This is a genomic window from Vibrio sp. STUT-A11 (genome assembly GCF_026000435.1).
In the GTDB taxonomy this organism is placed as follows: domain Bacteria; phylum Pseudomonadota; class Gammaproteobacteria; order Enterobacterales; family Vibrionaceae; genus Vibrio.
The window spans coordinates 398,368-423,271 of sequence record NZ_AP026763.1 but is presented as its reverse complement, the minus strand read 5'-3'; the positions used below and the strand labels follow the sequence as shown (position 1 = coordinate 423,271).

Annotated in this window: 19 protein-coding genes; 12 read left to right on the top strand and 7 right to left on the bottom strand. The window is 46.8% G+C overall.

All coding sequences use genetic code 11. The features are described 5' to 3' along the window. The first annotated feature begins 4 nt into the window (after positions 1-4). The 9 genes from lptC to mgtE all read left to right on the top strand — a co-directional run bounded on the left by lptC (position 5) and on the right by mgtE (position 7,137). Positions 5-568, top strand: coding sequence for an LPS export ABC transporter periplasmic protein LptC (lptC, locus tag OO774_RS01955; protein ID WP_264904190.1), 564 nt, complete (start codon positions 5-7; stop codon positions 566-568). Then, on the top strand, positions 549-1,043 hold the full coding sequence (lptA, locus tag OO774_RS01950) for a lipopolysaccharide transport periplasmic protein LptA (RefSeq protein WP_264904189.1): 495 nt from the start codon (positions 549-551) through the stop codon (positions 1,041-1,043). Before lptC ends, lptA begins: the two co-directional genes overlap by 20 nt. A 1-nt stretch (position 1,044) precedes the next feature. Then, entirely contained in the window at positions 1,045-1,770 is a 726-nt protein-coding gene (lptB, locus tag OO774_RS01945) for an LPS export ABC transporter ATP-binding protein (RefSeq protein WP_263837534.1), read from the top strand. Between the two features lie 50 nt (positions 1,771-1,820). After that, entirely contained in the window at positions 1,821-3,293 is a 1,473-nt protein-coding gene (locus OO774_RS01940; protein WP_264904187.1) for an RNA polymerase factor sigma-54, read from the top strand. A 23-nt stretch (positions 3,294-3,316) separates the two neighbouring features. Continuing rightward, a complete protein-coding gene (gene hpf / locus OO774_RS01935) occupies positions 3,317-3,604 on the top strand; it encodes a ribosome hibernation promoting factor (protein WP_264904185.1) in 288 nt (95 codons plus the stop codon). Between the two features lie 2 nt (positions 3,605-3,606). Next, positions 3,607-4,053, top strand: coding sequence for a PTS IIA-like nitrogen regulatory protein PtsN (ptsN, locus tag OO774_RS01930; RefSeq protein WP_014233081.1), 447 nt, complete (start codon positions 3,607-3,609; stop codon positions 4,051-4,053). Positions 4,054-4,068: 15 nt separating this feature from the next. Then, entirely contained in the window at positions 4,069-4,932 is an 864-nt protein-coding gene (gene rapZ, locus OO774_RS01925) for an RNase adapter RapZ (RefSeq protein ID WP_264904181.1), read from the top strand. Positions 4,933-4,934: 2 nt separating this feature from the next. Then, positions 4,935-5,210 carry an HPr family phosphocarrier protein gene (locus OO774_RS01920; protein WP_264904179.1) on the top strand — a complete coding sequence of 92 codons (276 nt, stop codon included), beginning with the start codon at positions 4,935-4,937 and terminating at the stop codon, positions 5,208-5,210. Between the two features lie 571 nt (positions 5,211-5,781). Then, complete coding sequence (gene mgtE / locus OO774_RS01915) at positions 5,782-7,137, top strand: magnesium transporter (RefSeq protein WP_264904177.1); 1,356 nt, start codon at positions 5,782-5,784, stop codon at positions 7,135-7,137. Between the two features lie 312 nt (positions 7,138-7,449). On the opposite strand, the gene pmbA is transcribed toward mgtE, so the two are convergent. Next, positions 7,450-8,793 (bottom strand): metalloprotease PmbA, encoded by a 1,344-nt coding sequence (pmbA, locus tag OO774_RS01910; RefSeq protein ID WP_264904176.1) that lies wholly within the window; start codon positions 8,791-8,793, stop codon positions 7,450-7,452. A 110-nt stretch (positions 8,794-8,903) separates the two neighbouring features. Here pmbA and yjgA point away from each other — a divergent pair, with 110 nt between their 5' ends. Then, positions 8,904-9,431, top strand: coding sequence for a ribosome biogenesis factor YjgA (yjgA, locus tag OO774_RS01905; RefSeq protein ID WP_264904174.1), 528 nt, complete (start codon positions 8,904-8,906; stop codon positions 9,429-9,431). A gap of 244 nt (positions 9,432-9,675) precedes the next feature. Here the strand turns inward: yjgA and OO774_RS01900 are convergent, their stop codons facing one another. Both OO774_RS01900 and rluA read right to left on the bottom strand, forming a co-directional pair. Further along, positions 9,676-10,638: a D-2-hydroxyacid dehydrogenase gene (locus tag OO774_RS01900; protein ID WP_264904172.1), complete on the bottom strand. Its 963-nt coding sequence runs from the start codon at positions 10,636-10,638 to the stop codon at positions 9,676-9,678. A 32-nt stretch (positions 10,639-10,670) separates the two neighbouring features. Beyond that, positions 10,671-11,423, bottom strand: coding sequence for a bifunctional tRNA pseudouridine(32) synthase/23S rRNA pseudouridine(746) synthase RluA (rluA, locus tag OO774_RS01895; RefSeq protein ID WP_264904171.1), 753 nt, complete (start codon positions 11,421-11,423; stop codon positions 10,671-10,673). 389 nt (positions 11,424-11,812) lie between these two features. Between rluA and OO774_RS01890 the strand changes: the two genes are divergently transcribed. Continuing rightward, positions 11,813-13,078 (top strand): divalent metal cation transporter, encoded by a 1,266-nt coding sequence (locus OO774_RS01890; RefSeq protein WP_264904170.1) that lies wholly within the window; start codon positions 11,813-11,815, stop codon positions 13,076-13,078. 246 nt (positions 13,079-13,324) lie between these two features. Here OO774_RS01890 and rapA read toward each other — a convergent pair whose 3' ends face one another. After that, entirely contained in the window at positions 13,325-16,234 is a 2,910-nt protein-coding gene (rapA, locus tag OO774_RS01885; protein WP_264904169.1) for an RNA polymerase-associated protein RapA, read from the bottom strand. A gap of 729 nt (positions 16,235-16,963) precedes the next feature. Here rapA and OO774_RS01880 point away from each other — a divergent pair. Next, positions 16,964-18,340 (top strand): PhoH family protein, encoded by a 1,377-nt coding sequence (locus tag OO774_RS01880; RefSeq protein ID WP_264904168.1) that lies wholly within the window; start codon positions 16,964-16,966, stop codon positions 18,338-18,340. Between the two features lie 357 nt (positions 18,341-18,697). Here the strand turns inward: OO774_RS01880 and tldD are convergent, their stop codons facing one another. From tldD to OO774_RS01865, 3 genes are read right to left on the bottom strand one after another with little or no spacing between them, the layout of a single operon-like run. After that, a complete protein-coding gene (gene tldD, locus OO774_RS01875) occupies positions 18,698-20,143 on the bottom strand; it encodes a metalloprotease TldD (protein WP_264904167.1) in 1,446 nt (481 codons plus the stop codon). Between the two features lie 11 nt (positions 20,144-20,154). After that, a complete protein-coding gene (locus tag OO774_RS01870; RefSeq protein ID WP_264904166.1) occupies positions 20,155-20,976 on the bottom strand; it encodes a carbon-nitrogen hydrolase family protein in 822 nt (273 codons plus the stop codon). A 39-nt stretch (positions 20,977-21,015) separates the two neighbouring features. Beyond that, positions 21,016-24,894: a YhdP family protein gene (locus OO774_RS01865; protein WP_264904165.1), complete on the bottom strand. Its 3,879-nt coding sequence runs from the start codon at positions 24,892-24,894 to the stop codon at positions 21,016-21,018. Between the last annotated feature and the right edge of the window lie 10 nt (positions 24,895-24,904).

Sequence of the window (24,904 nt, the reverse complement as noted above, 5' to 3'; positions counted from 1 at the left end):
ATTTATGAGTTTTACTCGCCTTATTTATTTGCTCTTGATTTTCGTTATTGCATGGTGTGCTTATTATATAGTGACACCAAAAAGCACAGACACGATTCAAGTCGCATCAGATTCGGAACTGCCCATGTTCAGTGGTACTGGACTGGAAAATATCACCTATGGTGAAAATGGTGTTCGCAGTTACATCATTCGCTCCACCAACTTAGATTATTTTGCTAAGAGTGGAGAAACAATTTTTAACAACCCGACATTAATGGTTTACCGTGAAGGTAGTGTCGTTGAGTGGAAGGTGACAGCTTCAAGAGCTGTGTTAGATGAAAGCCAAACGCTGACCTTATATGACAAGGTATTAATGCAAAACCTATTAGCAGGGGCTAGTTTTGATACCATGGCAACGGATAAGCTGGTAATTAACCTAACCAATCGTGATTTTAAAGCTGATCAACAAGTAATGTTGGTTGGACCACAATTTGAAACTACAGGAGGCGCAATGCAAGGGAACTTGAAACAGCATACTGCGACTCTGACAGATAACGTTCAAGGTCGATATGAAACCGTTACACCTTAGCCTACTGGCCCTGGTTTTGGCGGCGCCTCAAGCGCTGGCACTTAAGTCGGATACTCAACAGCCGGTTTACATAAACTCTGACACTCAACAGGTGGACATGAAGAGTAACCAGGTTATTTTCAGTGGTGATGTCTCTCTTAAGCAAGGTAGCATCAATATCGATGCTGATAAGATCGTGGTAACTCGCGATCCAAAAACAGAAACGATTAATCAAATTCAGGCGTTTGGCCAACCAGCGACGTTCTCGCAACTGATGGACGACGGTAAAACACTGAGTGGTCAAGCGACGGAACTGGATTACCGCATATCGACTGACGAATTAACCATGAAAGGCCATGCTCAGCTAGCCCAAGACGGTAACACCATCAAAGGATCCACTATTCGTTACCAAATCGGTCAACAAAAACTGGTGGCAGACAGCTCTGAAAACGAGCGTGTCACGACTATTTTGCAACCTAATCAGCTAGAGAAATAATATGGCGGTACTGAGTGCGAAAAACCTGGCGAAAAGCTACAAGAAACGCAAGGTTGTTACCGATGTCAGCTTAGAAGTAGAATCTGGTCAGATTGTTGGTCTACTGGGTCCTAACGGTGCAGGTAAAACGACATCCTTCTACATGATTGTCGGATTAGTACCTCGTGATGAAGGCATCATCACCATCGATAACCAGGACATCAGCATTCTGCCAATGCACAGTCGTTCGCGTCTTGGTATTGGTTATCTTCCTCAGGAAGCGTCCATTTTTCGCAAACTGTCTGTAGAAGACAACATTATGGCTGTTCTGGAAACTCGCCAGGAGATGACCAGAGAGGAACGCCAGGATAAGTTGGAAGATTTGTTGGAAGAATTCCACATCCAGCATATCCGAGCTAGCGCAGGCATGGCACTATCAGGGGGTGAACGCCGTAGGGTCGAAATCGCACGCGCTTTGGCGGCAAACCCACAGTTTATTTTATTGGACGAGCCTTTTGCTGGTGTTGACCCAATTTCGGTTGGCGACATCAAAAAAATTATTGAACACCTGCGCGACAGAGGCCTCGGTGTACTTATCACCGACCACAACGTACGCGAAACACTAGACGTATGTGAAAAAGCCTATATCGTCAGTCAAGGGCACCTAATTGCGTCGGGAACTCCGGATGAAGTTCTCAACAATGAGCAGGTGAAACAAGTTTATCTCGGCGAACAATTCCGTCTATGATTATATTAGGAACGGTAAGATTCTGAGCATTACAAGGTAAGTAACACTGAATGAAACCTTCATTACAATTAAAGCTAGGTCAGCAATTAGCCATGACACCTCAGCTGCAACAAGCGATCCGTTTATTGCAGTTGTCGACCCTCGACCTTCAACAAGAAATTCAGGAAGCATTGGATTCAAACCCACTGCTGGAAGTTGAAGATGGCCAAGATGAGCCTCTAGCTAACGGTGAAGATAAATCAGAGCTAGATGCTTCTGAAAACAGCACCAGTGCTAACGAACCTACAGAAATTGACGTTCCTGACAGTTCCGATGTGATTGAAAAATCTGAAATCAGTTCAGAGCTTGAAATCGACACTACTTGGGATGATGTTTACAGTGCCAATACTGGCAGCACAGGGCTTGCTCTGGATGACGATATGCCGGTGTATCAAGGTGAAACCACCGAGTCACTGTACGATTACCTGATGTGGCAGTTGGATTTAACCCCTTTTAGTGAAACTGACCGCACTATCGCAATGGCGATCATTGATGCCGTTGACGAATACGGTTACTTAACCCTCTCTCCGGAAGAGATTCATGAAAGCTTCGATAACGAAGAGATCGAGCTTGATGAAGTGGAAGCGGTACGTAAGCGTATTCAACAGTTCGATCCTCTTGGTGTTGCATCGCGAAATCTACAAGAATGTCTGTTACTTCAGTTAGCGACCTTCCCTGAAGATACGCCGTGGCTTGAAGAAGCCAGAATGATTCTGACCGATCACATCGATCATCTTGGTAATCGTGATTACAAACTGGTTATTAAAGAAACCAAACTAAAAGAAGCGGAACTACGTGAAGTTCTGAAACTCATTCAGCAACTGGATCCTCGCCCGGGAAGCCGCATCACCCCTGATGACACCGAATACGTGATTCCTGACGTGTCGGTATTCAAAGACAATGGCAAATGGCTAGTTTCCATTAACCCGGATAGCATTCCAAAATTAAAAGTAAATCAACAATACGCCCAACTTGGAAAAGGCAATAGTGCGGATAGCCAGTACATTCGTAGCAATTTGCAAGAGGCAAAGTGGCTAATTAAGAGCTTAGAGAGTAGAAACGAGACGCTACTCAAAGTTGCAAGATGTATTGTTGAACATCAACAAGATTTCTTCGAGTATGGTGAAGAAGCCATGAAGCCGATGGTTTTAAATGATGTAGCCTTGGCGGTCGATATGCATGAGTCCACGATTTCTCGTGTTACAACACAAAAGTTCATGCATACACCACGTGGTATTTTTGAATTGAAGTACTTCTTCTCCAGCCATGTGAGTACAGATAATGGTGGAGAATGTTCGTCAACGGCAATTCGTGCACTCATTAAGAAACTGGTCGCGGCAGAGAATACTGCAAAACCACTTAGTGACAGTAAGATTGCCGCTCTTCTGGCTGACCAAGGGATTCAGGTCGCAAGACGTACGATAGCAAAATATCGAGAATCCTTGGGTATCGCCCCTTCAAGTCAGCGTAAACGCCTACTTTAGGCACTAACTGAAAAGGAAAGTCTATGCAAATCAATATTCAAGGCCATCACGTTGATCTTACCGATTCAATGCAAGACTATGTTCAAACTAAGTTTCAGAAGCTCGAAAGATTCTTCGACCATATAAATCAGGTCCACGTTGTACTAAAAGTTGAAAAATTAACGCAAATCGCGGAAGCTACGCTCCACGTAAATCAAGGTGAAATCCATGCGTCAGCTGATGACGAGAATATGTATGCCGCGATCGATTCGTTGGTAGATAAACTGGTTCGCCAACTTAACAAGCACAAAGAAAAACTAAACAGTCATTAATCATGCAACTGAGCGAAATACTGTCATTGGACTGCACGAAAAGTGCAGTCCACTGTACAAGTAAAAAACGTGCCCTTGAGATGATCAGCCGCATCGTCGCCGATCATACGGGTCAAGATTCTACCGAACTGTTCGAGTGCATGCTCAACAGAGAGAAAATGGGCAGTACTGGTATTGGAAACGGTATTGCTATCCCACACGCAAGAATGCAATCAAGCGATAAAGCTGTTGCTGTGCTTCTTCAATGTGATGAAGCGATTGAATTTGATGCGATCGATAATCGTCCTGTTGACTTACTTTTTGCACTCCTTGTACCAGAAGAACAGTGCAAAGAGCACCTCAAGACTCTATCCTCTATGGCAGAGCGTCTGAGCGACAAGCAAGTACTCAAGTTATTGCGTAATGCTCAAAGTGATCAAGAACTTTACGACATCATGATTCACCAATAAGCAGGACAACTAACCATGCGATTAATCGTTGTTAGCGGGCATTCCGGTGCAGGCAAGAGTATTGCACTGCGTGTACTGGAAGACTTAGGTTACTACTGCGTAGATAACTTGCCAGTCAATTTGCTTGACGCATTTGTTCAGTCAGTTGCCGATAGCAAACAAAACGTTGCGGTGAGTATCGATATTCGCAACATTCCTAAAAAGCTCAAAGAATTCACCGGTACACTGGAAAAACTCAAGCAAGAGCTAGACGTAACCATGCTATTCTTAGATGCCGATAAGGAAACGCTGCTTAAGCGCTACAGCGAAACCCGTCGTATCCATCCCCTGTCACTTGGCAATGAGTCTCTCTCGCTTGATCAAGCTATCGAACGAGAAAAGGAGATTTTGAGGCCTCTAAAAACTCATGCGGATTTGGTTCTAAACAGTAGTGGACAGTCGCTGCATGAGTTGAGTGAAACGATTCGTATGCGAGTCGTGGCGCGCGAAAGTAAAGGGCTGGTGATGGTATTTGAATCATTTGGTTTCAAATACGGTCTGCCTACCGATGCCGACTATGTCTTTGATGTCAGATTTTTACCTAATCCACACTGGGAACCGGGACTGCGTCCATTTACGGGTTTGGATGCCCCGATCGCCGCTTTTTTAGAACAGCACCAATCCGTCCTCGATCTAAAGCATCAAATTGAGAGCTTTATTGAAAACTGGCTTCCACTGCTCGAGAAAAACAATCGAAGCTACCTCACCGTTGCCATAGGTTGTACTGGCGGTAAACACCGCTCGGTGTACCTGACACAAAAAATCGGCGAGTATTTCTCGAAAAAGGGGCACAAGGTGCAGATTCGTCATACCTCACTAGAAAAGAATGCTAAGGAGTAACGGTGGAATTAAGTCGTAAAGTATTGATCCAAAATCGTCTCGGCCTGCATGCACGTGCCGCAGTGAAATTAGTGGAACTGGCACAAAGCTTTGAGGCCGTTATCACCATTGACAACGAAGAAGACATTACCGCTACTGCTGATAGTGTGATGGGGCTGCTCATGCTTGAGTCGGCTCAAGGTCAATACGTCACGATTCATGCCGCAGGTGACCAAGCAGAAAAAGCGCTGGATGCGGTGTGTCTGCTCATTGAAGATAAATTTGAAGAAGGTGAGTAGGAAAAGGTCCTAGGTAACGAGGTCCTAGATCCTAGGAAAAGATCGTTGGGATTACGGATTACGGATTACGGATTACGGATTACGGATTACGGATTACGGATTACGGATTACGGATTACGGATTACGGATTACGGATTACGGATTACGGATTACGGATTACGGATTACGGATTACGGATTACGGATTACGGATTACGGATTACGGATTATTTTCAAGCACCTGAGCCCAATGTCAAGCATTTCGGTATTCCGTAAGCGAAGCGCCCTGTATTCCAAAACACCAATAACCAGAACCTACGTTTATCACTGAACTTACCACATCTCCCCCTAGAACCTAGGACCTAGCCACCTAGGACCTTTCATTACCTGTAATCCGTATTCCCAAACAACAAGCACTAAGCTTATTCTTCTCAATGAACTTATCACAAACACTTCTAGCCCCTAGCCCCCTAGGTACTTTATTTCCCCCTTCCATAAATAATTTTCTTTACTTTCACAAGTTGTTATTAAAAGGCGCCTAGAATTAAGTTATTATTCAACGCATTGTAAACATCAGGAATTGGGAGGAACGAATGGCAGAGCAAATAGAATTCGACCAAGCTCACCAAGCCCTCCAAGAAGTCACAGAAGCGTTGGAAAACGGACGCTTCGTCCATGTTCGCCGTCAACTCCAGGACATGGAACCTGAGGATATCGCTCACCTTTTAGAAGCGGCGCCACGTAAAAGCCGTGACGTGCTTTGGCAACTGACCGATCCTGAAGACTACGGTGAGATTCTTGACGAACTCAACGAAGACGTCAAAGACAACCTTGTATCCAAAATGGCCCCCGAAGCGCTTGCTGAAGCCACAGAAGGCATGGATACCGATGACGTTGCTTACGTACTGCGTAGTTTGCCAGATGACCTCTCACGCGAAGTCCTCTCTCAAATGGACTCCGCAGATCGTCTTCGCGTAGAAACGGCCCTGTCCTACCCCGAAGATACCGCTGGTGGGCTGATGAACACCGACGTCATCACTATTCGTGGTGACGTCGACGTTGATGTGGTCTTACGCTATCTGCGCATGAAAGGCGAACTGCCAGAAGCAACAGATGCACTGTATGTCATTGATGAAGAGAGCAAACTGATTGGTGAACTGCCAATCACAATGCTTATCACGACCCAGCCTGACGTCAAAATCATCGACATTATGGAAGACACGGACGAGGCCATCACAGTGGATACCAGTGATTCAGATGTCGCTAGCCTATTTGAACGTCGTAATTGGGTATCTGCTCCGGTCGTGGATGAAAACCAACATCTGGTTGGTCGTATCACTATCGATGATGTGGTTGACGTTATTCGTGAAGACGCTGAACACTCGATGATGAGTATGGCGGGTATGGACGATGATGAAGATACCTTCGCACCAGTCGTTAAATCTGCGCGCAAACGTAGTATTTGGTTAGGGGCCAATGTCCTTGCAGCACTAGCGGCGGCTTCGGTTTCTAACATGTTTGAAGCCACATTGGACCAAATGGCGGCGATCGCGGTCTTGATGACCATCGTACCATCCATGGGTGGTGTTGCTGGTAACCAGACAGTCGCACTGGTCATTCGTGGTCTTGCTCTAGGTCATATCGGTGATGCTAACAAGCGTGAGCTATTGATGAAAGAAGCGGCGATCGGGTTGCTTAACGGCATCTTGTGGGCGTTGATCATCGGTGGCATTGTCGTAGCGTGGAAAGGCAACTGGATGCTAGGTGGCATTATTTCTGCTGCCATGCTGACTAATTTACTGGTTGCCGGTATCGCTGGGGTGAGCATTCCAATTCTGCTTAAAAAGATGAGCATCGATCCGGCTTTGGCTGGTGGTATGGCTCTGACAACCGTCACGGATGTCATAGGTCTGTCGGTGTTCCTCGGGCTCGCGACGATTATGATTTAAAAAAGGTCCTAGATCCTAGGTGACTAGGGCCTAGAAGTGTTTGTGGTGAGTTCAGAGAGAAGAATTAGCTTGGTGCTTGTGGTTTGGGAATACAGAGCGCTTCGGTCAAATTAGTCATCCTGAACAGCGACGAAGGAGCGTGATTCAGGATCTACTATCCGTACCGTCGGTGCTTGAGATGTCAGCATCAACAGCGCCCTTGTGGTGAGTAGATTCCTAGTCTCGCTTCGGCTCGCTGGAATGACGGAGCATTTGCTCTGTAATCTTCCCTAAGGACCTAGGATCCTAGAAACCTAGGACCCTTTTTTAACACTACTCGCCAGCAACCTTCATCGTATCCAGTAAAATCGATCCCGTTTGGATCTGAGAACGCGTTTCAACGTCACTGCCCACGGCAACAATCTTGTTGAACATCTCTTTTAGATTACCTGCAATGGTAATTTCAGACACCGGGTACTGAATTTCACCGTTTTCGACCCAGAAACCAGCCGCACCACGAGAGTAATCGCCCGTGACGACATTCACGCCTTGCCCCATCACTTCAGTAACAAGTAGGCCAGTACCAAGCTCTTTCAGCATTTGTTCAAAGTTCTGTCCCGTCGATTTCACGTACCAGTTATGAATGCCACCAGCATGGCCAGTTGGGTCCATTTTCATTTTACGCGCCGCATAACTGGTCAATAGATACGTAGCCAGTACACCATCGGTGATAATTTCACGATCTTGGGTGTAGACACCTTCACTGTCAAATGGGCTAGATGCCAACCCACGCATTACGTGTGGGCGCTCTGAAATATTGAACCACTCAGGCAGAATTTGCTTACCGAGGTGATCAAGAAGGAAAGAAGATTGACGGTAGAGGTTACCGCCGCTGATCGCCATCACCAGGTGGCCAATTAAGCCTGTTGCAACATCCGCGGCAAACATAATTGGGTATTGACCCGTTTTGAGTCTCTGTGCATCCAAACGGTTAATGGTGTTTTCAGCAGCTTTTCGTCCTACCGTTTCAGGTGTCCAAAGGTCATCACGATGACGCGCAACCGTGTAGCTGTAATCACGCTCCATTTCACCGTTCTTACCGACACCTATCACACAGCAGCTGGTACTGTGACGACTGGAAGCGTAACTTGCCAACAGGCCGTGACTGTTGCCGTAGACTTTCACGCCATAGTGGCTATCGTAGCTCGCGCCGTCACTTTGTTTGATGGCACTGTCGTAGCTAAGGGCTTCTTTTTCTGCCGCAATCGCCACTTCTGCTGCGTAGTCCGGATCAGGAGAGTCAGGATGGAACAAATCCAACTCTGGTATCGAGTCAACCATGTACTCTTTTGCAGCTGGCCCTGCGAACGGGTCTTCGGATGTGTAATGAGCAATATCCAGCGCCGCGATAACCGTTTGTTCAATCGCAGCCTCACTCAGATCAGACGTAGACGCACTGCCCTTTCGCTGACCTCGGTAAACGGTAATGCCAAGAGCACCATCGCTATTGAATTCGACATTTTCTACGTCACCCATGCGGGTAGAAACACTTAAACCAGTGCTTTTAGTAATTGCGACTTCTGTGGCATCAGACTTAGTCGATGCAAGCTTTAGCGCTCTTGCGACGGCCTGTTCTAGCTCGGTACGTTGCTCAGCAACCTGCTGTTTAATATCCATTGTCTTTCACATCTTGTCTTTGATGTTCAATAGAATAACAAGAATTTCGCTTTCTCCCCACGATTCTTGTTAAAATAGTCATAATATTAATCAAAACACAGGCAACTGAAATGGCACGTAAGAATCAAAAAGCGCCATGGGAACCAGAAGAAGAGATCATCTGGGTAAGTAAATCCGAGATGAAGCGAGATATGGAAGAGCTGCAAAAGCTAGGCGAGGAGCTTGTCGGCCTAAAACCAGCAGTTCTGGAAAAGTTTCCATTGAGCGAAGACCTGAGAGAAGCAATTGCAGATGCACAACGCTTTAAGAACGAAGCGCGTCGTCGCCAATTGCAACGTATCGGTAAATTGATGCGTTATGAAGACCCAGAACCAATCCAGGCAGCACTGGATAAAATTCGTAACAAACACTCTCAATTGACGGCAGTCTTTCACAAGTTGGAAGCATTGCGTGATCGCGTGGTTGAGGAAGGTGACAAAGCCATTGATGACGTGATGGAACTGTATCCTGAAGCCGATCGCCAGCGCCTACGTCAACTTGCTCGCCAAGCAGCAAAAGAGAAAAAAGCCGGTAAACCAGCGAAAGCGTACCGCGAGATTTTCCAAATCCTGAAAGGCCTTAACGAAGAAGAATTCTAATTCGCGATAGCTTAAGAATAAAAACTAGACAACTAATTCCATGCCGATCGCTTAACAACGATCGGCATGTTCAAAACCATCTAGTCATCCTGAACAGCGACGAAGGAGCGTGATTCAGGATCTACTCTCCGAGCACTTTTGACTAAAACGACTGCTAAAATTTCTCAGCACGCTGATGTTAGATTCCTAGTCTCGCTAAGGCTCGCTGGAATGACGCTTGTGGGTGAGAATAGCGTAATGCCAATCAAACCAATCGATTTACACTTTCTCCGCGTTCAAATGCATTAATATTTTCAATTAAGATGTCAGCCAAACGCTGGATAGACGAATCACTGCCCCATGCGACATGAGGGGTTAGCAACAAGTTTGGCATCGCCATATTCGCGATCAAAGGATTACTTTCGTCAGCTGGTTCTTGGGTAAATACATCAAAACCCGCTCCGGCAATTTCACCGTTCTTTAGCGCATCCACCGTGGCCTGCTCATCAACCAAACCGCCACGCCCAGTATTAATCAGAATCGCCGTCGGTTTCATTTGTTTTAACTCAGCATCACTAATCAGATTACGCGTATGCTCATTCAATGGGCAATGCAGTGTAATTGCATCAGCTTGCTCAAGAACCTCTTCGAACGGCACATAACCTTGTCGGCACTCAGTCGCGCCTTTTCGTTCAGCAAATAAGACTTCCATTCCCAAAGCTTGCGCCAATTTTGCGGTTGCCTCTCCCAGAGCACCACTTCCAACCACGCCTAATGTGCTTCCACAAATATCGCCGATAGGATGAGTAAAAAAGCAGAACTGCTTGTCGCGCTGCCATTCACCCGCCGCGATATCTTGATGATAGCCAAATAGATTTCGACGTAAGGCAAACAACATAGCTATCACGTGTTCCGGTACTGAGCGGGTTGCATAGCCTTGAACATTCGCAACCGCAATATTGTGGTTTGCACAGTAATCCACATCGACGTTATTAAAACCGGTCGCGGCCACCGCCACCATGCGTAACTTGGCTAGTTGAGCGAGCACTTGCTGATCAAGAATGACTTTATTGCTGATCACAATATCCGCATCAACAAGTCGTTCGACAACTTGATCTGGTGAGGTGAGGCCATACTCCACCCACTGATGCTCAAAGCTAGGCCGCGGAACTTGAATATGGGCAGGGATAGTAGCTCGATCTAGAAAGACGACTTTAGGCAATGACATAACAGCTCCTTGTTCACTGCCTTAGAAGAAATTTATGGATGTGGCAGTGTTTTGTAATCAGGTAATTTACGCGCTGGAGCAAAATAGTCAAAGATCATCGCCTCTGCTTGCGGGTAAAAATCACACGGAACAAATATACGACTCAGTAACGCTGTTTGAGGATGATAAAAGCTCAGCTCAGCAGCGTGCAGATCTAAACGCTCAGAAAATGCTAATGCCTCTTCAGTGGCGTAAAACTCGTCGCCAACAATGGGATGTCCTATAGCTTGCATGTGCACACGGAGTTGATGAGACCGACCTGTAATCGGGAGTAGGCGTACGATTGTCGTCTTAATACCGTTTTCGTGCTCTTCGAGTTTCGCAACCTGGAATTGTGTTTTAGAGGGTTTGCCATCTTCAAAACAGACTTTTTGCAGTGGACGGTTCGGCCAATCACAGATCAGCGGCAAGTCAACCTCACCCTCTTGTTGCTCTACATGCCCCCAAACGCGGGCGTAGTAGATTTTGTGCGTTAAACGATACTGAAACTGTTTCTTTAACGCACTTTCTGCCGATTTGTTTTTCGCTAATACCATTAATCCTGAAGTGGACATGTCTAGACGATGGACCACTTGAATGTCCGGGTACTGCTCAGTTAGCCGACTCCACATACTATCGTAATGTTCAGCTAACCTTCCAGGCACCGACAATAACCCCGATGGCTTGTTAACCGCCAGAATCTCATCATCTTCAAAAACAATATCAATCCAAGGATCGGTTGGAGGCGTATATTCAAGCATGGCCATCAGTGGAGTCTCTATAAACTAAAAACGTCGCGATTATAACGGGGCCTGGTCAAAAAGACATTTTATTTGAAATTATAACCCTAAAAATCAAAAGACATTGCAATGTCAACAAGTTAACTAAAAACAAAAAAAGCCAGGATGTAAAATTAGTTTGACAAGGTGAGTCATAACTTTATAGAGTGCTAGAGAAAGCCTGCTATCCCTGAAGCTTCATATCCTTGAAGCCTCAATATTAGATATACAAAAATAAATACATTCAGGTTCAAACACATCATTTTTAAACATTACCGCGCGCTTAACGCCATTACTTCTTAGATATAGCGAAATAATGCTGTGAGGTGCTCCCCAAAGATCGCTTGGGAACAAATAAAATAACAAGGACACGAAGCATGGACTCCGCCGTAACATCACCACCCCAATCCAAAATATCCTTATTCTTTCGCTCGCTAGGCCCGGGTATCCTCATGGCTTCTGCGGCCGTCGGTGGCTCTCACCTGGTTGCCTCGACAAAAGCCGGTGCTATCTATGGCTGGCAACTCGCTGCGCTAATTCTGCTGGTCAACTTTTTTAAATACCCATTTTTCCGCGCTGGCGTGCAATACACCATGGGCACAGGTAAAACACTGGTTGAAGGTTACGCGGAAATGGGCCGCCCTTACCTATGGGCGTTTCTATTTTTAAGCGCCGTTTCCGCCGTGATTAATACCGCTGCACTACTGATGTTCAGTGCGAGCCTGCTGGGCTATTTCATTCCATTTTCGTTATCCATGGCGTCGCTGAGCATCATTGTGATCGCCACGTGCCTGATCATTCTTTTTGCTGGCCACTACAAAGCGTTGGACACACTATCTAAAGTCATCATGTCGGTACTGACCATTTCGACTCTGCTTGCAGCAGCGATTGCGTTTGGTAACCCGGTTGAGCAAGTGGCGACCTTTGAATCACCATCAGTGTGGTCGATTGCCGCGATTGGCTTTATCGTTGTGACGATGGGCTGGATGCCAGCACCTATCGAGATTTCGTGCTTAACCTCAGCATGGTTGAAACGCCAATCCAGTGAGCAAGAAGTCACTCCTCGCTCTGCTCTGTTTGACTTTAACGTCGGCTACATTGGTACAGCGATTCTTGCGATTGTGTTTTTATCTCTGGGTTCACTGATGCTTCACGGTTCTGGTGTTGAGTTGAAAAGTTCTGGCGTAGGCTTCTCCCACCAACTTGTTGGCTTGTATGCCTCAACGATCGGTGAGTGGTCTCGTTACCTAATCGCCGTTATTGCGTTCTTCTGTATTTTCGGTAGTACGATCACGGTGATAGATGGCTACTCGCGCGTCATTTCAGACTCTCAGCGTCTTTTGCGCTCGCAATCAGACACAAACCCGAAGGCAACCTCAGCTATCATGTTGGTCGTTTCTTTGCTTGCACTGGGTATTGTGATCTTTTGGGCTTCAGCCCTATTGCCAATGTTGAACTTTGCGATGATTCTGGCGTTTATGACCACACCATTCTTTGCCCTACTGAACTACAGACTAGTGAGTAAAACAGAGCTGCCGAAAGCTTTGGCCGTCGGACGTAAACTGAAGTGGTTATCAATTGCTGGCTTGATTTACCTGTTCGGCTTCCTGGCCGTGTTTATCTGGTGGAAGTGGTTGATGTAATTTGCGACTAAGTATGTGAAAAATCACTTTAGACACAAAGGTCATTCAAGCGAGACTAGGAATCTAAAATCAGCGTGCTGAGAAGGTTTAGAGACAGCCTAAGCCACAGAGAATTCAGAAAGAAGATCCTGAATCACGCTCCTTCGTCGCTGTTCAGGAAGACGGAATACAAAAATGCCGCTCACAGCTAAGTGAGCGGCATTTTTATTCGGTTAAAAACCTTTATATTTGCTAGGGTACCCGCGATTAATTGTGGCTGACCACAATCAAACGTAGCGAATCCAGTTGGACCTGAGCTTGGTTAATGTAGCCTGTCAGCTCTTTAATCTGCCCTTCAATCGTTTGTATTTCTTCATCACGAATGTTCGGGTTGACTGCTTTCAGTGCCTGCAAACGCTCAAGCTCTGCGTTCAAGCTATGCTGCATGTCTTGCTGAGCTTGCTTACGCACTTCTTCGACTTTCTGCTCAACCAGTCCATCACCCGCTTCTATCAAACGGTGTACATCTTTTTGTACCGACGTTACCAGCTTACTGCCAAGATGGCGGTTTACCGGGCTAAGCTGACGGTTGAAGCTTTCAAACTCAACTTGTGCAGATAAGTCGTTACCGCGCGCATCCATCATTAGGCGAATCGGTGTTTTTGGCAGGAAGCGTGCAATACCGCTGCGTTTCGGAGCTTGGGCATCGACTGCGTAAATTAACTCAAGCAGAATCGTACCGACTGGCAAGGCTTTGTTTTTCAGCAACGAAACCGCAGATGTACCCACGCCCTCACTCATTAGCAGATCAATACCGCCCTGAATCATTGGGTGCTCCCAACTGATAAAGTGCATATCTTCACGTGACAGCGCGGTTTCACGATCAAACGTAATGGTCGCACCTTCATAAGGCAGACCCGGGTAGCTCGGTACCATCATGCGTTCAGATGGCGTCACAATAAGGGCGTTTTCCCCCTTATCATCCTGATTCAGACCAATGGTATCGAACAGCGACAGAGCAAAAGTCACCAGATTGGTATCACCATCCGTTGAAGCGATTTTCTCAACGATTTGCTGTGCTTTTTCACCACCGTTAGAGTGCATTTCTAGCAGACGATCACGACCTTGCTCCAATTGAGACTTCAGCTGTTTGTTCATTTTCGCTGATTCTTCAATGATGCCGTCCAGTTCACTGGTGTCACCTGATGCCAGAATTTCAATCAACGCATCCGAGTATTTATCGTAAACCGCACGACCGGTTGGACAAGTCTCAGCAAATGCATTCAAGCCTTCATCGAACCAACGCGCCAGGATCGCTTGCGATGTACCTTTCAGGTAAGGAACGTGAACATCAATGTCGCGGTTTTGGCCGATACGGTCCAAACGACCGATACGCTGCTCAAGCAAATCTGGGTTGAACGGCAGATCAAACATCACCAACTGGTTAGCGAACTGGAAGTTACGACCTTCTGAGCCAATTTCACTACAGATAAGAACCTGAGCGCCGCCCTCTTCTTGTGCGAAGTAAGCCGCTGCTTTATCACGTTCTAGAATTGACATGCCCTCGTGGAACACGGTCGCACGGATGCCTTCGCGTTCACGCAATGCCTGTTCTAACTGCAAAGCCGTACTTGCACGAGAAGCAATAACCAGGATCTTCTCGCTGCGTTTTTCTGTTACTTTTTCCAGTAGCCAGTTCACACGCGAGTCAAACTGCCACCAGCTTGATTCATCACCTTCAAACTCCTGGAAGATCTCTTCAGGGTAAAGGTTTTTCATCGCACGAGCTTCCGAACTCATCTTGCCGCCGATCATGCCAGCCACTCGCATTGACGTCGTGTATTGCTGTGGGATATCCATTGGCATCAAGTGCACATTACGCGCAGGGAAACCTTTGATTGCCGCACGTGTGTTTCGGAACAAAACACGGCCCGTACCGTGGCGATCCATCAGGTTGTCGATCAACTCCTGACGCGCAGACGCTTTTTCCTCTTCGTCACTGTTGCTTTCAATAATGCGGAACAGCGGTTCAACATCCTGCTCAGACAATAATTCTGTGATTTGGTTTTTAGCGTCGTTGGGCAGTTTTTCACCAGTAAACAGAGAAGTAATCGCATCAGCAACTGGTGCGTATTGCTCTTCCTCCTCAACGAAGGCTTCATAATCGTAGAAACGATCAGGGTCAAGCAGGCGCAGACGAGCAAAGTGACTCTCACGACCTAATTGCTCAGGAGTTGCGGTCAGTAGCAATACGCCTGGTGTGCGTTCAGCCAAACCTTCCACGACTTGGTATTCACGGCTTGGTTTGTCCTGACTCCACTCTAGGTGATGCGCCTCATCGACAACCAGTAGATCCCATTCCCCTTCCAGCGCTTGCTCAAAACGCTTACGGCTCTTACGCAGGAAATCCAGTGAACACAATACGTATTGCTGGGTATCAAATGGGTTTTCTGCATCCGCGAACGCTTCAATACAACGCTCTTCATCAAAGATTGAGAAATGCAGATTGAAACGACGCATCATCTCCACCAGCCATTGATGCTGCAGTGTTTCCGGTACAACGATCAAAATACGCTCAGCGCGACCCGACAGGACTTGCTGGTGAATGATCATGCCCGCTTCGATGGTTTTACCCAGACCAACTTCATCGGCCAGTAGTACACGAGGTGCGTGACGGCGACCAACTTCATGCGCAATGTAAAGCTGATGAGGAATCAGACCAGCACGCATACCGCAAAGGCCACGCATTGGGCTCTTGTGTTGTTCAAACTGATTGGTTAGTGCACGGTAACGCAGAACGAAGTTGTCCATACGGTCAATTTGACCTGCATACAACTTGTCTTGAGGCTTATTGAAGCGAATTTGATTGCTCAGGAAAATCTCACGCAATACGACTGCCGTTTCCTGTGTATCTTCACGAGTACCGAAGTAGGTGTACAGGCCTTCATCTTCCAGCACTTCTTCGACTTTCAAAGACCAACCTTCCTGGCAATCGATAACATCACCAACGTTAAACGTCACTCGGGTAACAGGTGCATCATTGCGTGCGTAAACTCGGTTTTCCTCTGATGCTGCAAACATAAAGGTCACAGTACGAGCATCCATCGCAACAACCGTACCTAAACCTAAATCGCTTTCCGTATCGCTGATCCAGCGCTGCCCCAAAGCAAATGTCATGAATTGACTACCTCGTTATTAATTCTTGATTCGTATTTCTGTCGGTCTACTCATGCCCTCAGGCATGGATAATAGTTTAGATCTGATTCTGGCTTCTGCTACGCCAATCGCACTTGTCATGCCATTCATAGTTGAGCAATATTCAGTCAGTTCAACATGATAAATTGCTTGTAGCCTATGCGCAGAAAAAGGCCGCTAATATTACTTTAAGCTGTGATTTAGGTCACGCCGAAACCGCGCCAAGTGGAAATTTTTTTCTCCAAATGACAGGTGCAATCAAATTGTAAAAAAACCATGTCAATTATTACATTGCTACAAGCAAATATTACGTATACTTTTGATTAGGAGCGCTTAAATACATTGCATATGCAATCGCATGTCAATTAGGCGCATAGGTACACGATTAGGATCAACACGGGTTTGCATAAGTTGTCTTGCTACTCAGTTGCACGTGAATACCAATCGTAGTGAATAACCGGTCATTCTAGCTTGATAAAATGCCCGATAACCGCGTTAAAAATTTTGATTGTAGAGTAACTACTAATCAAAAATTTTTGCCTTGTTCTCAAGCATTTTTTCCTACGCTATTTCTGGTCACTTATTCACCGTGATTGGTATAGCCTACGATAGCCCGACAACCTCTATTGCAAGCAATCAGAGTTAAGTCACTTCACTCTTTCGATGACTTAACCACTCGCAAGCACAGCCGCACTTAGGCAAGGAGACGCTATGGGCGATACCGATCGGAAACTTTTTGTACTTGATACCAATATTCTTCTTCACGAACCCTTCGCTATATTCTCTTTCAAAGAACACGATGTCGTCATACCCATGACCGTTTTGGAAGAGCTCGACCGGATTAAAGACAGCAAACGCGATGTTGCACGAGATGCTCGTGTGGCGATTCGCGCTTTGGAAGACATGTTCAAAGATGCCACGCCAGATGAGATTTCAGAAGGCATTCCAGTATCCAAAGACAAACCAGATCAAGGATCTATTTCCATTTTGGCGGACTTCGAATTACAGGAAACCGTCAAAGCCTTCGCCGACAAAGCCGGTGACAACCGCATCCTCAACGCGGTGCTTTATCTGCAAAACAAACGTGCACCACGTGAAGTGGTGTTAGTGACGAAAGACATCAACATGCGTCTTCGCGCCAAAGGAGCTGGCGTACGCTTTGTTGAAGACTACCGAACCGACCAACTGATTGACGATGTTCAATATCTCACCAAAGGTTTTCAGCAACGTGAAGGCGATTTCTGGAGCGGCATTGACGAGGTCGAGAGCTACGCTCTGGGCGGAAAAACCTACCACAAACTTAGCCGAGAGCCTTTTGATCCAACGTTCATAAACCAATATGTGATTGATGAAGACAGCGACTTTGCTGGCCGCGTTGAAACCATCAATGAAGACAAACTTACCCTGCTCGATCTCAGTCGCGAACGTATGATGCATAGACGCGTCTGGGACATTACACCGAAGAACATCTACCAAGCGATGGCGTTGGATGCGCTCGTCGATCCAGACATTGATTTGGTGATCCTCACTGGTGCTGCGGGTAGTGGTAAAACTCTGTTAGCCATGGCGGCTGCCCTTGAACAAACCATCGAGAAAAAGATGTTCGATAAGATCATCGTAACCCGTAACACGCCTGATATCGGCGAATCGATCGGGTTCCTACCCGGCTCGGAAGAGGAGAAAATGATGCCGTGGTTGGCGGCGGTGACCGATACGTTGGAAGCGCTGCATAAACACGATCACTGTACGGAAGGCTCACTTAAATACATTTGCGACAAAGCCAACATTCAGTTTAAATCGATAAACTTTATGCGCGGCCGTTCGATTCAAAATGCATTTGTACTGCTTGATGAGTGTCAGAACTTAACCGCTTCGCAAATCAAAACCATCATCACCCGTTGTGGTGAAGGCACCAAAATCGTCTGTTCCGGTAACCTGGCCCAGATCGATTCCCATTACCTAACACCAGTCACATCTGGTTTGACTTACATGGTTGAACGCTTCAAGAACTTTGAAGGCAGTGCGAACATTCACCTTAACGGTGTGGTTCGTAGCCGTCTGGCTGAGTTTGCTGAAGAAAATATGTAAACTGAAAATCCTAGGTTCTAGGTAGCTAGGGCCTAGGATTGAACGTTGGGAGCTTGATGCTCTGAAATAGAGATTACGGAGCACTATTGTTTCAAGAGCGTCATCCTGAACAGCGACGAAGGAGCGTGATTCAGGATCTGCTGTCCAAGAATGTCGGAATCAAAGGTGTTCATTTCGGCTTCGTCTTTGCGGTAAGTAGATTCCTAGTCTCGCTTCGACTCGCTGGAATGACGACATAACATACGGAACACAAAAATAATATAATCTGTATTCCATTGCCTATAATCTGTAATCCCAACAAGCCTCTCTAGGACCTAAAACCTAGGTCCTTATAAACCTAGGATCCTAGAACCTTATCTATTCCGTCCCACCAACCGTCAGCGAGTCCAGCTTCAACGTTGGCTGGCCTACGCCGACAGGCACACTTTGTCCTGCTTTACCACACACACCGACGCCTTTGTCGATGCTCAGATCATTACCGACCATTGAGACTTGCTGCATGGCTTCTATGCCAGAACCAATCAGTGTCGCCCCTTTCACTGGACGCGTGATTTTGCCGTTTTCAATTAAGTACGCTTCAGACGCAGAGAAGACAAACTTGCCTGAAGTGATATCGACCTGACCGCCACCAAAGTTTGGCGCGTACAGACCTTTTTCCACAGTAGAGATGATCTCTTCCGGCGTGTGTTCACCCGGTAGCATGTAAGTATTGGTCATCCGTGGCATCGGCAAGTGCGCGTAAGACTCACGACGGCCGTTACCCGTTGGGTTAACACCCATTAGGCGCGCGTTAAGCTTATCTTGCATATAGCCTTTCAATACGCCATTTTCGATAAGCGTATTGTACTGACCGTTGACACCTTCATCGTCTACATTCAATGAGCCACGCAGATCTTTCAGAGTGCCATCGTCGACAATAGTACAAAGCGGTGATGTGACTTGCAGGCCCATTTTACCTGAGAATACAGACGACTCTTTACGGTTAAAATCACCTTCTAAGCCGTGGCCTACCGCTTCGTGTAGCAATACACCCGGCCAGCCAGATCCAAGTACCACTGGCATCATACCAGCTGGTGCCGCTTCGGCTTCTAAGTTAACCAAAGCCATGCGAATCGCTTCGTCTGCATAGTGGAAGGCTTGCTTCACGCCGTCCGTTTCAGAAAGGAAAAAGTCGTAACCAAAACGACCACCACCGCCTGCACTACCACGCTCGCGGCGTTCCCCTTTCTGGGCTAATACGCTGATAGACAAACGCACTAATGGGCGAATATCGCCTGCATAAGTCCCGTCTGTTGCGGCCACTAACATTTGTTCATGCACGCCACTGATGCTAATTGACACTTCTTTGATAAACGGTTCTTTAGTACGGATGTATGCATCCAGTGTTTTAAGCAGTTCGGTTTTTTGCTGTTTTTCCCAACCAGCCAGCGGGTTAACCGCTTCATAGTAAGCTTGGTTATCGGTGCGTTTAAAGGCCTGAACCTTACCATTTTGACCTTGCTGGGCGATACCTCGTGCCGCAATAGCACTTTGCTTGAGACCTTCCGGATTAATTTGGTCAGAGTATGCGAAGCCGGTTTTCTCGCCAGTCACAGCACGAACGCCAACACCACAATCGATATTAAAAGAGCCATCTTTGATGATGCTGTCTTCTAGAACCAGAGACTCATGCCAGCTGGACTGAAAGTAAATGTCCGCATAATCGATCTGACGTGTCGCAATGCTGGCTAAAGTGTCAGCAATGTCTTGCTCCGTCAGACCATTTGGGGCGATGAGTGCCTGTTCTATTTGGTTTGTGCTCATAGTTAGCTCTTTTATTTCCGTCTCAATTCATTTTGAAAGCGACTGTGTTGAGTCAGCGGCATATTCTGCCTTACTTGCTGGGTTTGTGACAAATCTATCTCTGCCACCAACAAACCGACCTGCTCTTGAAGTTGTTTGTGTATTCGTCCCCAAGGGTCAACGACCATCGAGTGGCCCCACGTTTTACGGCCACAAGGATGGGTACCGGTTTGGTTACTGGCGAGAATCCAGCACTGAGTTTCTATCGCTCTGGCACGTAAAAGTATCTCCCAGTGCGCTTCTCCTGTCACTGCAGTAAACGCAGCAGGGACGACAATAATTTTCGCACCAGCCAAACGCAGCTCTTTGTATAATTCAGCAAAACGTACGTCATAGCAAATACTCAAACCAACACTGCCAACATCCGTTTCTGCAACAACAATTTGATTGCCCGCAGTGAAGGTATCAGATTCTCGGTAGCTGCCATGTCCATCTGCGACTTCAACGTCAAACATATGCAGCTTGTCATAATGGGCAATGCACTTACCATGCGGTGGAAGGACGATGGTGGTCGTCGTCACACCTCTGGCCGTTTGAATAGGCATACTGCCGACGATCAAAGTCAGTTGGTTGTGTTTAGCAATATCGGCCAAACGTTGCTGTATCACACCACTTCCAAGCGGTTCAGCATGTTGATGATACGCTTCGCGGCTCGAAAACAATACTGAATTCTCGGGGGTAAGGACCAGCTTAACTCCCTGATTCGCGGCTATTTCACATTGCTTTTCAATAAACGCCAGATTCGCTTCAATATCTGGACCAGACGTCATTTGAATAATACCAACACGCTCCATGTGTTTTTCCTTACTTAAATTCCTTACCAATGAAGGCGGTTATTGCGCCTGTTCACGCAACTTTTCTGGCAGCTTATATTCACCCTGGCTACGCGATATCTCTTTGACCGTCGGTGATTCGAGCGGCCCTTTGACTTCATAATTCACTTGAGTAAATACCTCAACCACCGGTGAAATCACCGTCGAGATAGCCAGCACGTATAAGGCGGTTTGTGGCGCGACGGCGAAGGCTGTCAACATTGGTAAGCCAGACGTGATATCAGGCGTAAACTTCACCTCAGCATCCACTAATCTTTTCGTTACGTCAGCCATGCCACGAATCTGCATTTCCCCGGCAAGCGCATCCATGACGATATCATTGGTGACAAATACACCATCCTGAATTTTGCCCGTACCCGTGATCGAATTGAACGCCATTCCTTTATCAAACACGTCGGTAAAATCGAGCTGCATCTTACGAATAATAGAGTCAAGACTAAACAAACCAAGCAGACGAGCCGCTCCACTTACTTCGCTGATGACCCCTTTGCCAAATTCCGTCGACACATCACCCTGGAGTGTCTGGGTTTTCATCGACCAAGGCGCGCCATCCCACTCCATGTTGGCATTCAGTTCAAATGGTGCCTGCTGTATTCCTGAAGTGATGCCGAAGCGCTCCATAAGATCGGTATTGTTATCGCCTTTGACCTTGAAGCTCAAATTGGAATGACTGCGCTCGTTAGTCAGTTCCCACCAACCACTCATATCAATGCTGTTTTTGCCGCTACTGAAGTTAAGCTTTTTCCATTCCAGACGCTCATCACTGCGTTGCAATTCAACATTCACCTTGCCCACTTTATACCCTTGCAACCAAAAATCATTAATATTCAGCTTTAAGTTTGGCATTTCATCATGAAATTGGCGGTCAAATTTGGTGATTAACGGCGCAGTTTGATCTTCACTGGCAAAGATGGAACTGCGCTCTTTCTCGATTTCATCGAAACCCGGAATGTACAAATGCAGATGATCTAACGATACCGACAAATCATTCGGTTTCAGGTAGTTCGCTCTACCTTTTACCTCCTGGCTGCTCACCTGCATCTGCCAGTTTGAGTTCTTTTTCTTGGCATTAACGTCAACATCATGGAATTCAAGCTCTCCGAGCATTAAGCTCTGAGCCTCAATATCCACCCGGGTTGGTAACGGGATTCTCGGGGTTTCCATATTGGAGAGCACTGACGGGGCGCTGCTAGACGGTACATTTAGCAGTTCTAACCAGCTGTCTACGTCAAGCTCATCAAGACGTATCGAAGCATCATGTCCGATAATTGGGCTCGCTCTAAAACCACCTTGCCCAATCATTAAATTGGTCGCCGTTAACAGCGGAAGCTCGCCAGTAATGTCTATCTCTGTCTGGTATTTTACATTAGGGACCTCCAGACGAGCAGAAATGTTTTCTTGATTTCCTGACGCCTGCAGCTTGGCCTGACCAGACTCACCCACTCTTTTTGCCAGCGGGTAAGGATACTCACTCACAACACGATTAAGTTGCGCTAAGACGCCAACCTGATAGGTAAAGCCGACATCATTGAGCTGTAGGTCGATATCCATTTGCCATGGCGCGTGACCAGAGACCAAGTTCAGCCATCGCTCCCCAACATAAGGTTTTAGAGGTTCTACGTCCCAGTCTCCCAGCGTATTGATAGTTACATCGTAGCCTTGGTCAGCACTTTCGCCGCGGAAGTCGAGTGAAATTGGCTGCGTGAGTAACTCCGCTGCGAGGCCCGAAGTCGTAACCACATCATTATCAAAATTGATGCGTCCGGTCGCGTTTTCCAAAGTCATTGGCGGCGCATCAATATCGACGCGATTGTCTTTAAGATCCGCGTAGCCCCATGCTCTCGGTTCATTCTCTGTATCAAACGGAATATTGAGCTGAAACTCCGAGTAAACCGGGCCACTGACTTGCAGTGCCGTCAACGCCGCACCGACCGAGTCGACCAAGGGTGTCGCCATCATATAATCACGAACTTCGTTCCCTGGCGCGCTGGCTTTGGCTTCAATTTCAATATGCCCATCCGGGGCCAGTTTAGGAATACGACCAGTAATTCGCTCAGCAGCAACACCATTGAGTGTCGCCGAATTGGAATCCAGATGCATGGCGTCATTTTCAAATAACAAATCCAACTGTAAATCGGTAATAGGAGGCCAGGCAGTATCAAAGCTGAATTTTGCGTCTTTAAGGCCGACCCAAGCCTGAAACATACCGTTGTGTTGTTTATACGGGAAATCGCCGAGTTCGCCGTACCACAACAACTTGGCGGTATTCACTTTACCGCCTTGAATTGCGGTAGAGAGGTAATCGGTAAGATCTTGCCCCAGTGCCAAAGTTGGTAAGTAACGCCAGGTTTCACCCGCATTGTACAGATCCGCCTCGGCGTAGAATGACAGGAACGGACTTTGATCTTTCGGGAAGTCTAAACGAAAAGCCCCCAAAACCTGTAAATCAGGCGTCGCGGCTGTGACTTTATCTGCCCACAAGCGCCAGCCTTGTTGGTCTTGTTGCCAGACAATCTCGACTTCGCCTTGCTTAATATTCAGTGGTGCCTGAAAAACGTCGCCATAAGGGAAGACATCATCAATCACCGTTACATTGGCTTTGGCCTGATTAACGTTACCCGACACGCTTCCCTGAACATGCTGGAAACCCGGCAACAACTGCCACTGCGTTAAACCCAACTCATCAAGCTCAGCGGAATAGCGCAACGTCTCCCATCCACCATTCATCGATAGACGGATATCTTCCAGTCGGCCTTTGGGCTTTATCTGATCGATAAAATCGCTAGTTGATTCCGACTCAGGAGCCAGCTTTATCAATGGTGTGATGGATTCAATGTCGATCTCAGAGAGATTAAGCGCCCAGCCGGAAGGCTGCCAGTCAAACGCAACGTCTAGTTCTGACCATTGCTTTTCATCAGTGCGAATTTGAAGTGAGTGACCATTTACTTTCCAGCCATTTTTATCCGGCAATAACTTAAAAATACCTGATTCAATGAATAGTTCATGGCTGCCATTCTCGTTCCAGACTAATTCAGATGGCTGCAGTTCTACATAAGCATAATTAGGCTGACTGTGTTTCAGGGTCAGCCAGGTATTCAAGCTCACTTTGCCGGACTCTACGCCAGATTCCGCTTGCATGTAAGTGGTTAGCCAAGGTGCTACAGAGACATCTTGAGCGCTGACATAAAACTCACCCGAGACATCACGCAATGAACCATGGTCTTTAAAGTTAGCACTTACCAACAAGGAGTTAATCTTAGCATCGGCGATGCTGACCGTCCCTTCGGCTAAATGGTGCTTACCCTGATTACTCCAACGGAGCCTTTCGATATCCAGCCGTCGCGTTTCACCAGAAACGGACTTATACCAAATTCGTGAGTCAGTGATGGTAAAGTCTTCAAACTGACGCAGCAAAAGTGAGTCTAATTGGTCGATTAGCTTTACTTCACTTTTTTCCGATGTCGCAACCGGCATTTGGCTCTCAGCGCCTGGGAGAATACTGACACTACGAATATCCAACGCCAAGTTGTGGATGGTTAAATCCGCAACAACGGGTTTGAGCTGAAAAAGAGACTGAAACAAATCAAATTCAATTTGCAGTTCGTCAACGGCAAAGCGCGCTTCCTGGTTGTTCGGCAAGTTAGCTTCTAAACCAAGTAGCGTGATTGAAGGGTGGCTGTTTCGCCAGGATCCAGCAACACTGGAAATAGAAAAATCAAAACCTGTGCCTTGTCTGACCCAGGTTTTGATCTCATCTTGGAAGTGGTCGAGCTGTGGTAATGTGACACGCAGTGTTGTCACGACAATCGCGAGTAACACCAATACAGTGGCTAAACTCCACGCACAAAATCGTCCCAAACGGTTAAAACCAAAATTCACAAATGTCCCA

What these genes read in the sequence shown, in the direction of transcription:
- OO774_RS01900 (WP_264904172.1), bottom strand. Translation starts at nt 10,638, where the DNA reads ATGTCATTGCCTAAAGTCGTCTTTCTAGATCGAGCTACTATCCCTGCC.
- OO774_RS01870 (WP_264904166.1), bottom strand. Translation starts at nt 20,976, where the DNA reads ATGGAGCGTGTTGGTATTATTCAAATGACGTCTGGTCCAGATATTGAA.
- lptA (WP_264904189.1), top strand. Translation starts at nt 549, where the DNA reads ATGAAACCGTTACACCTTAGCCTACTGGCCCTGGTTTTGGCGGCGCCT.
- tldD (WP_264904167.1), bottom strand. Translation starts at nt 20,143, where the DNA reads ATGAGCACAAACCAAATAGAACAGGCACTCATCGCCCCAAATGGTCTG.
- pmbA (WP_264904176.1), bottom strand. Translation starts at nt 8,793, where the DNA reads ATGGATATTAAACAGCAGGTTGCTGAGCAACGTACCGAGCTAGAACAG.
- lptB (WP_263837534.1), top strand. Translation starts at nt 1,045, where the DNA reads ATGGCGGTACTGAGTGCGAAAAACCTGGCGAAAAGCTACAAGAAACGC.
- OO774_RS01890 (WP_264904170.1), top strand. Translation starts at nt 11,813, where the DNA reads ATGGACTCCGCCGTAACATCACCACCCCAATCCAAAATATCCTTATTC.
- OO774_RS01880 (WP_264904168.1), top strand. Translation starts at nt 16,964, where the DNA reads ATGGGCGATACCGATCGGAAACTTTTTGTACTTGATACCAATATTCTT.
- rluA (WP_264904171.1), bottom strand. Translation starts at nt 11,423, where the DNA reads ATGGCCATGCTTGAATATACGCCTCCAACCGATCCTTGGATTGATATT.
- rapZ (WP_264904181.1), top strand. Translation starts at nt 4,069, where the DNA reads ATGCGATTAATCGTTGTTAGCGGGCATTCCGGTGCAGGCAAGAGTATT.
- OO774_RS01940 (WP_264904187.1), top strand. Translation starts at nt 1,821, where the DNA reads ATGAAACCTTCATTACAATTAAAGCTAGGTCAGCAATTAGCCATGACA.
- mgtE (WP_264904177.1), top strand. Translation starts at nt 5,782, where the DNA reads ATGGCAGAGCAAATAGAATTCGACCAAGCTCACCAAGCCCTCCAAGAA.
- rapA (WP_264904169.1), bottom strand. Translation starts at nt 16,234, where the DNA reads ATGACATTTGCTTTGGGGCAGCGCTGGATCAGCGATACGGAAAGCGAT.
- ptsN (WP_014233081.1), top strand. Translation starts at nt 3,607, where the DNA reads ATGCAACTGAGCGAAATACTGTCATTGGACTGCACGAAAAGTGCAGTC.
- lptC (WP_264904190.1), top strand. Translation starts at nt 5, where the DNA reads ATGAGTTTTACTCGCCTTATTTATTTGCTCTTGATTTTCGTTATTGCA.
- hpf (WP_264904185.1), top strand. Translation starts at nt 3,317, where the DNA reads ATGCAAATCAATATTCAAGGCCATCACGTTGATCTTACCGATTCAATG.
- yjgA (WP_264904174.1), top strand. Translation starts at nt 8,904, where the DNA reads ATGGCACGTAAGAATCAAAAAGCGCCATGGGAACCAGAAGAAGAGATC.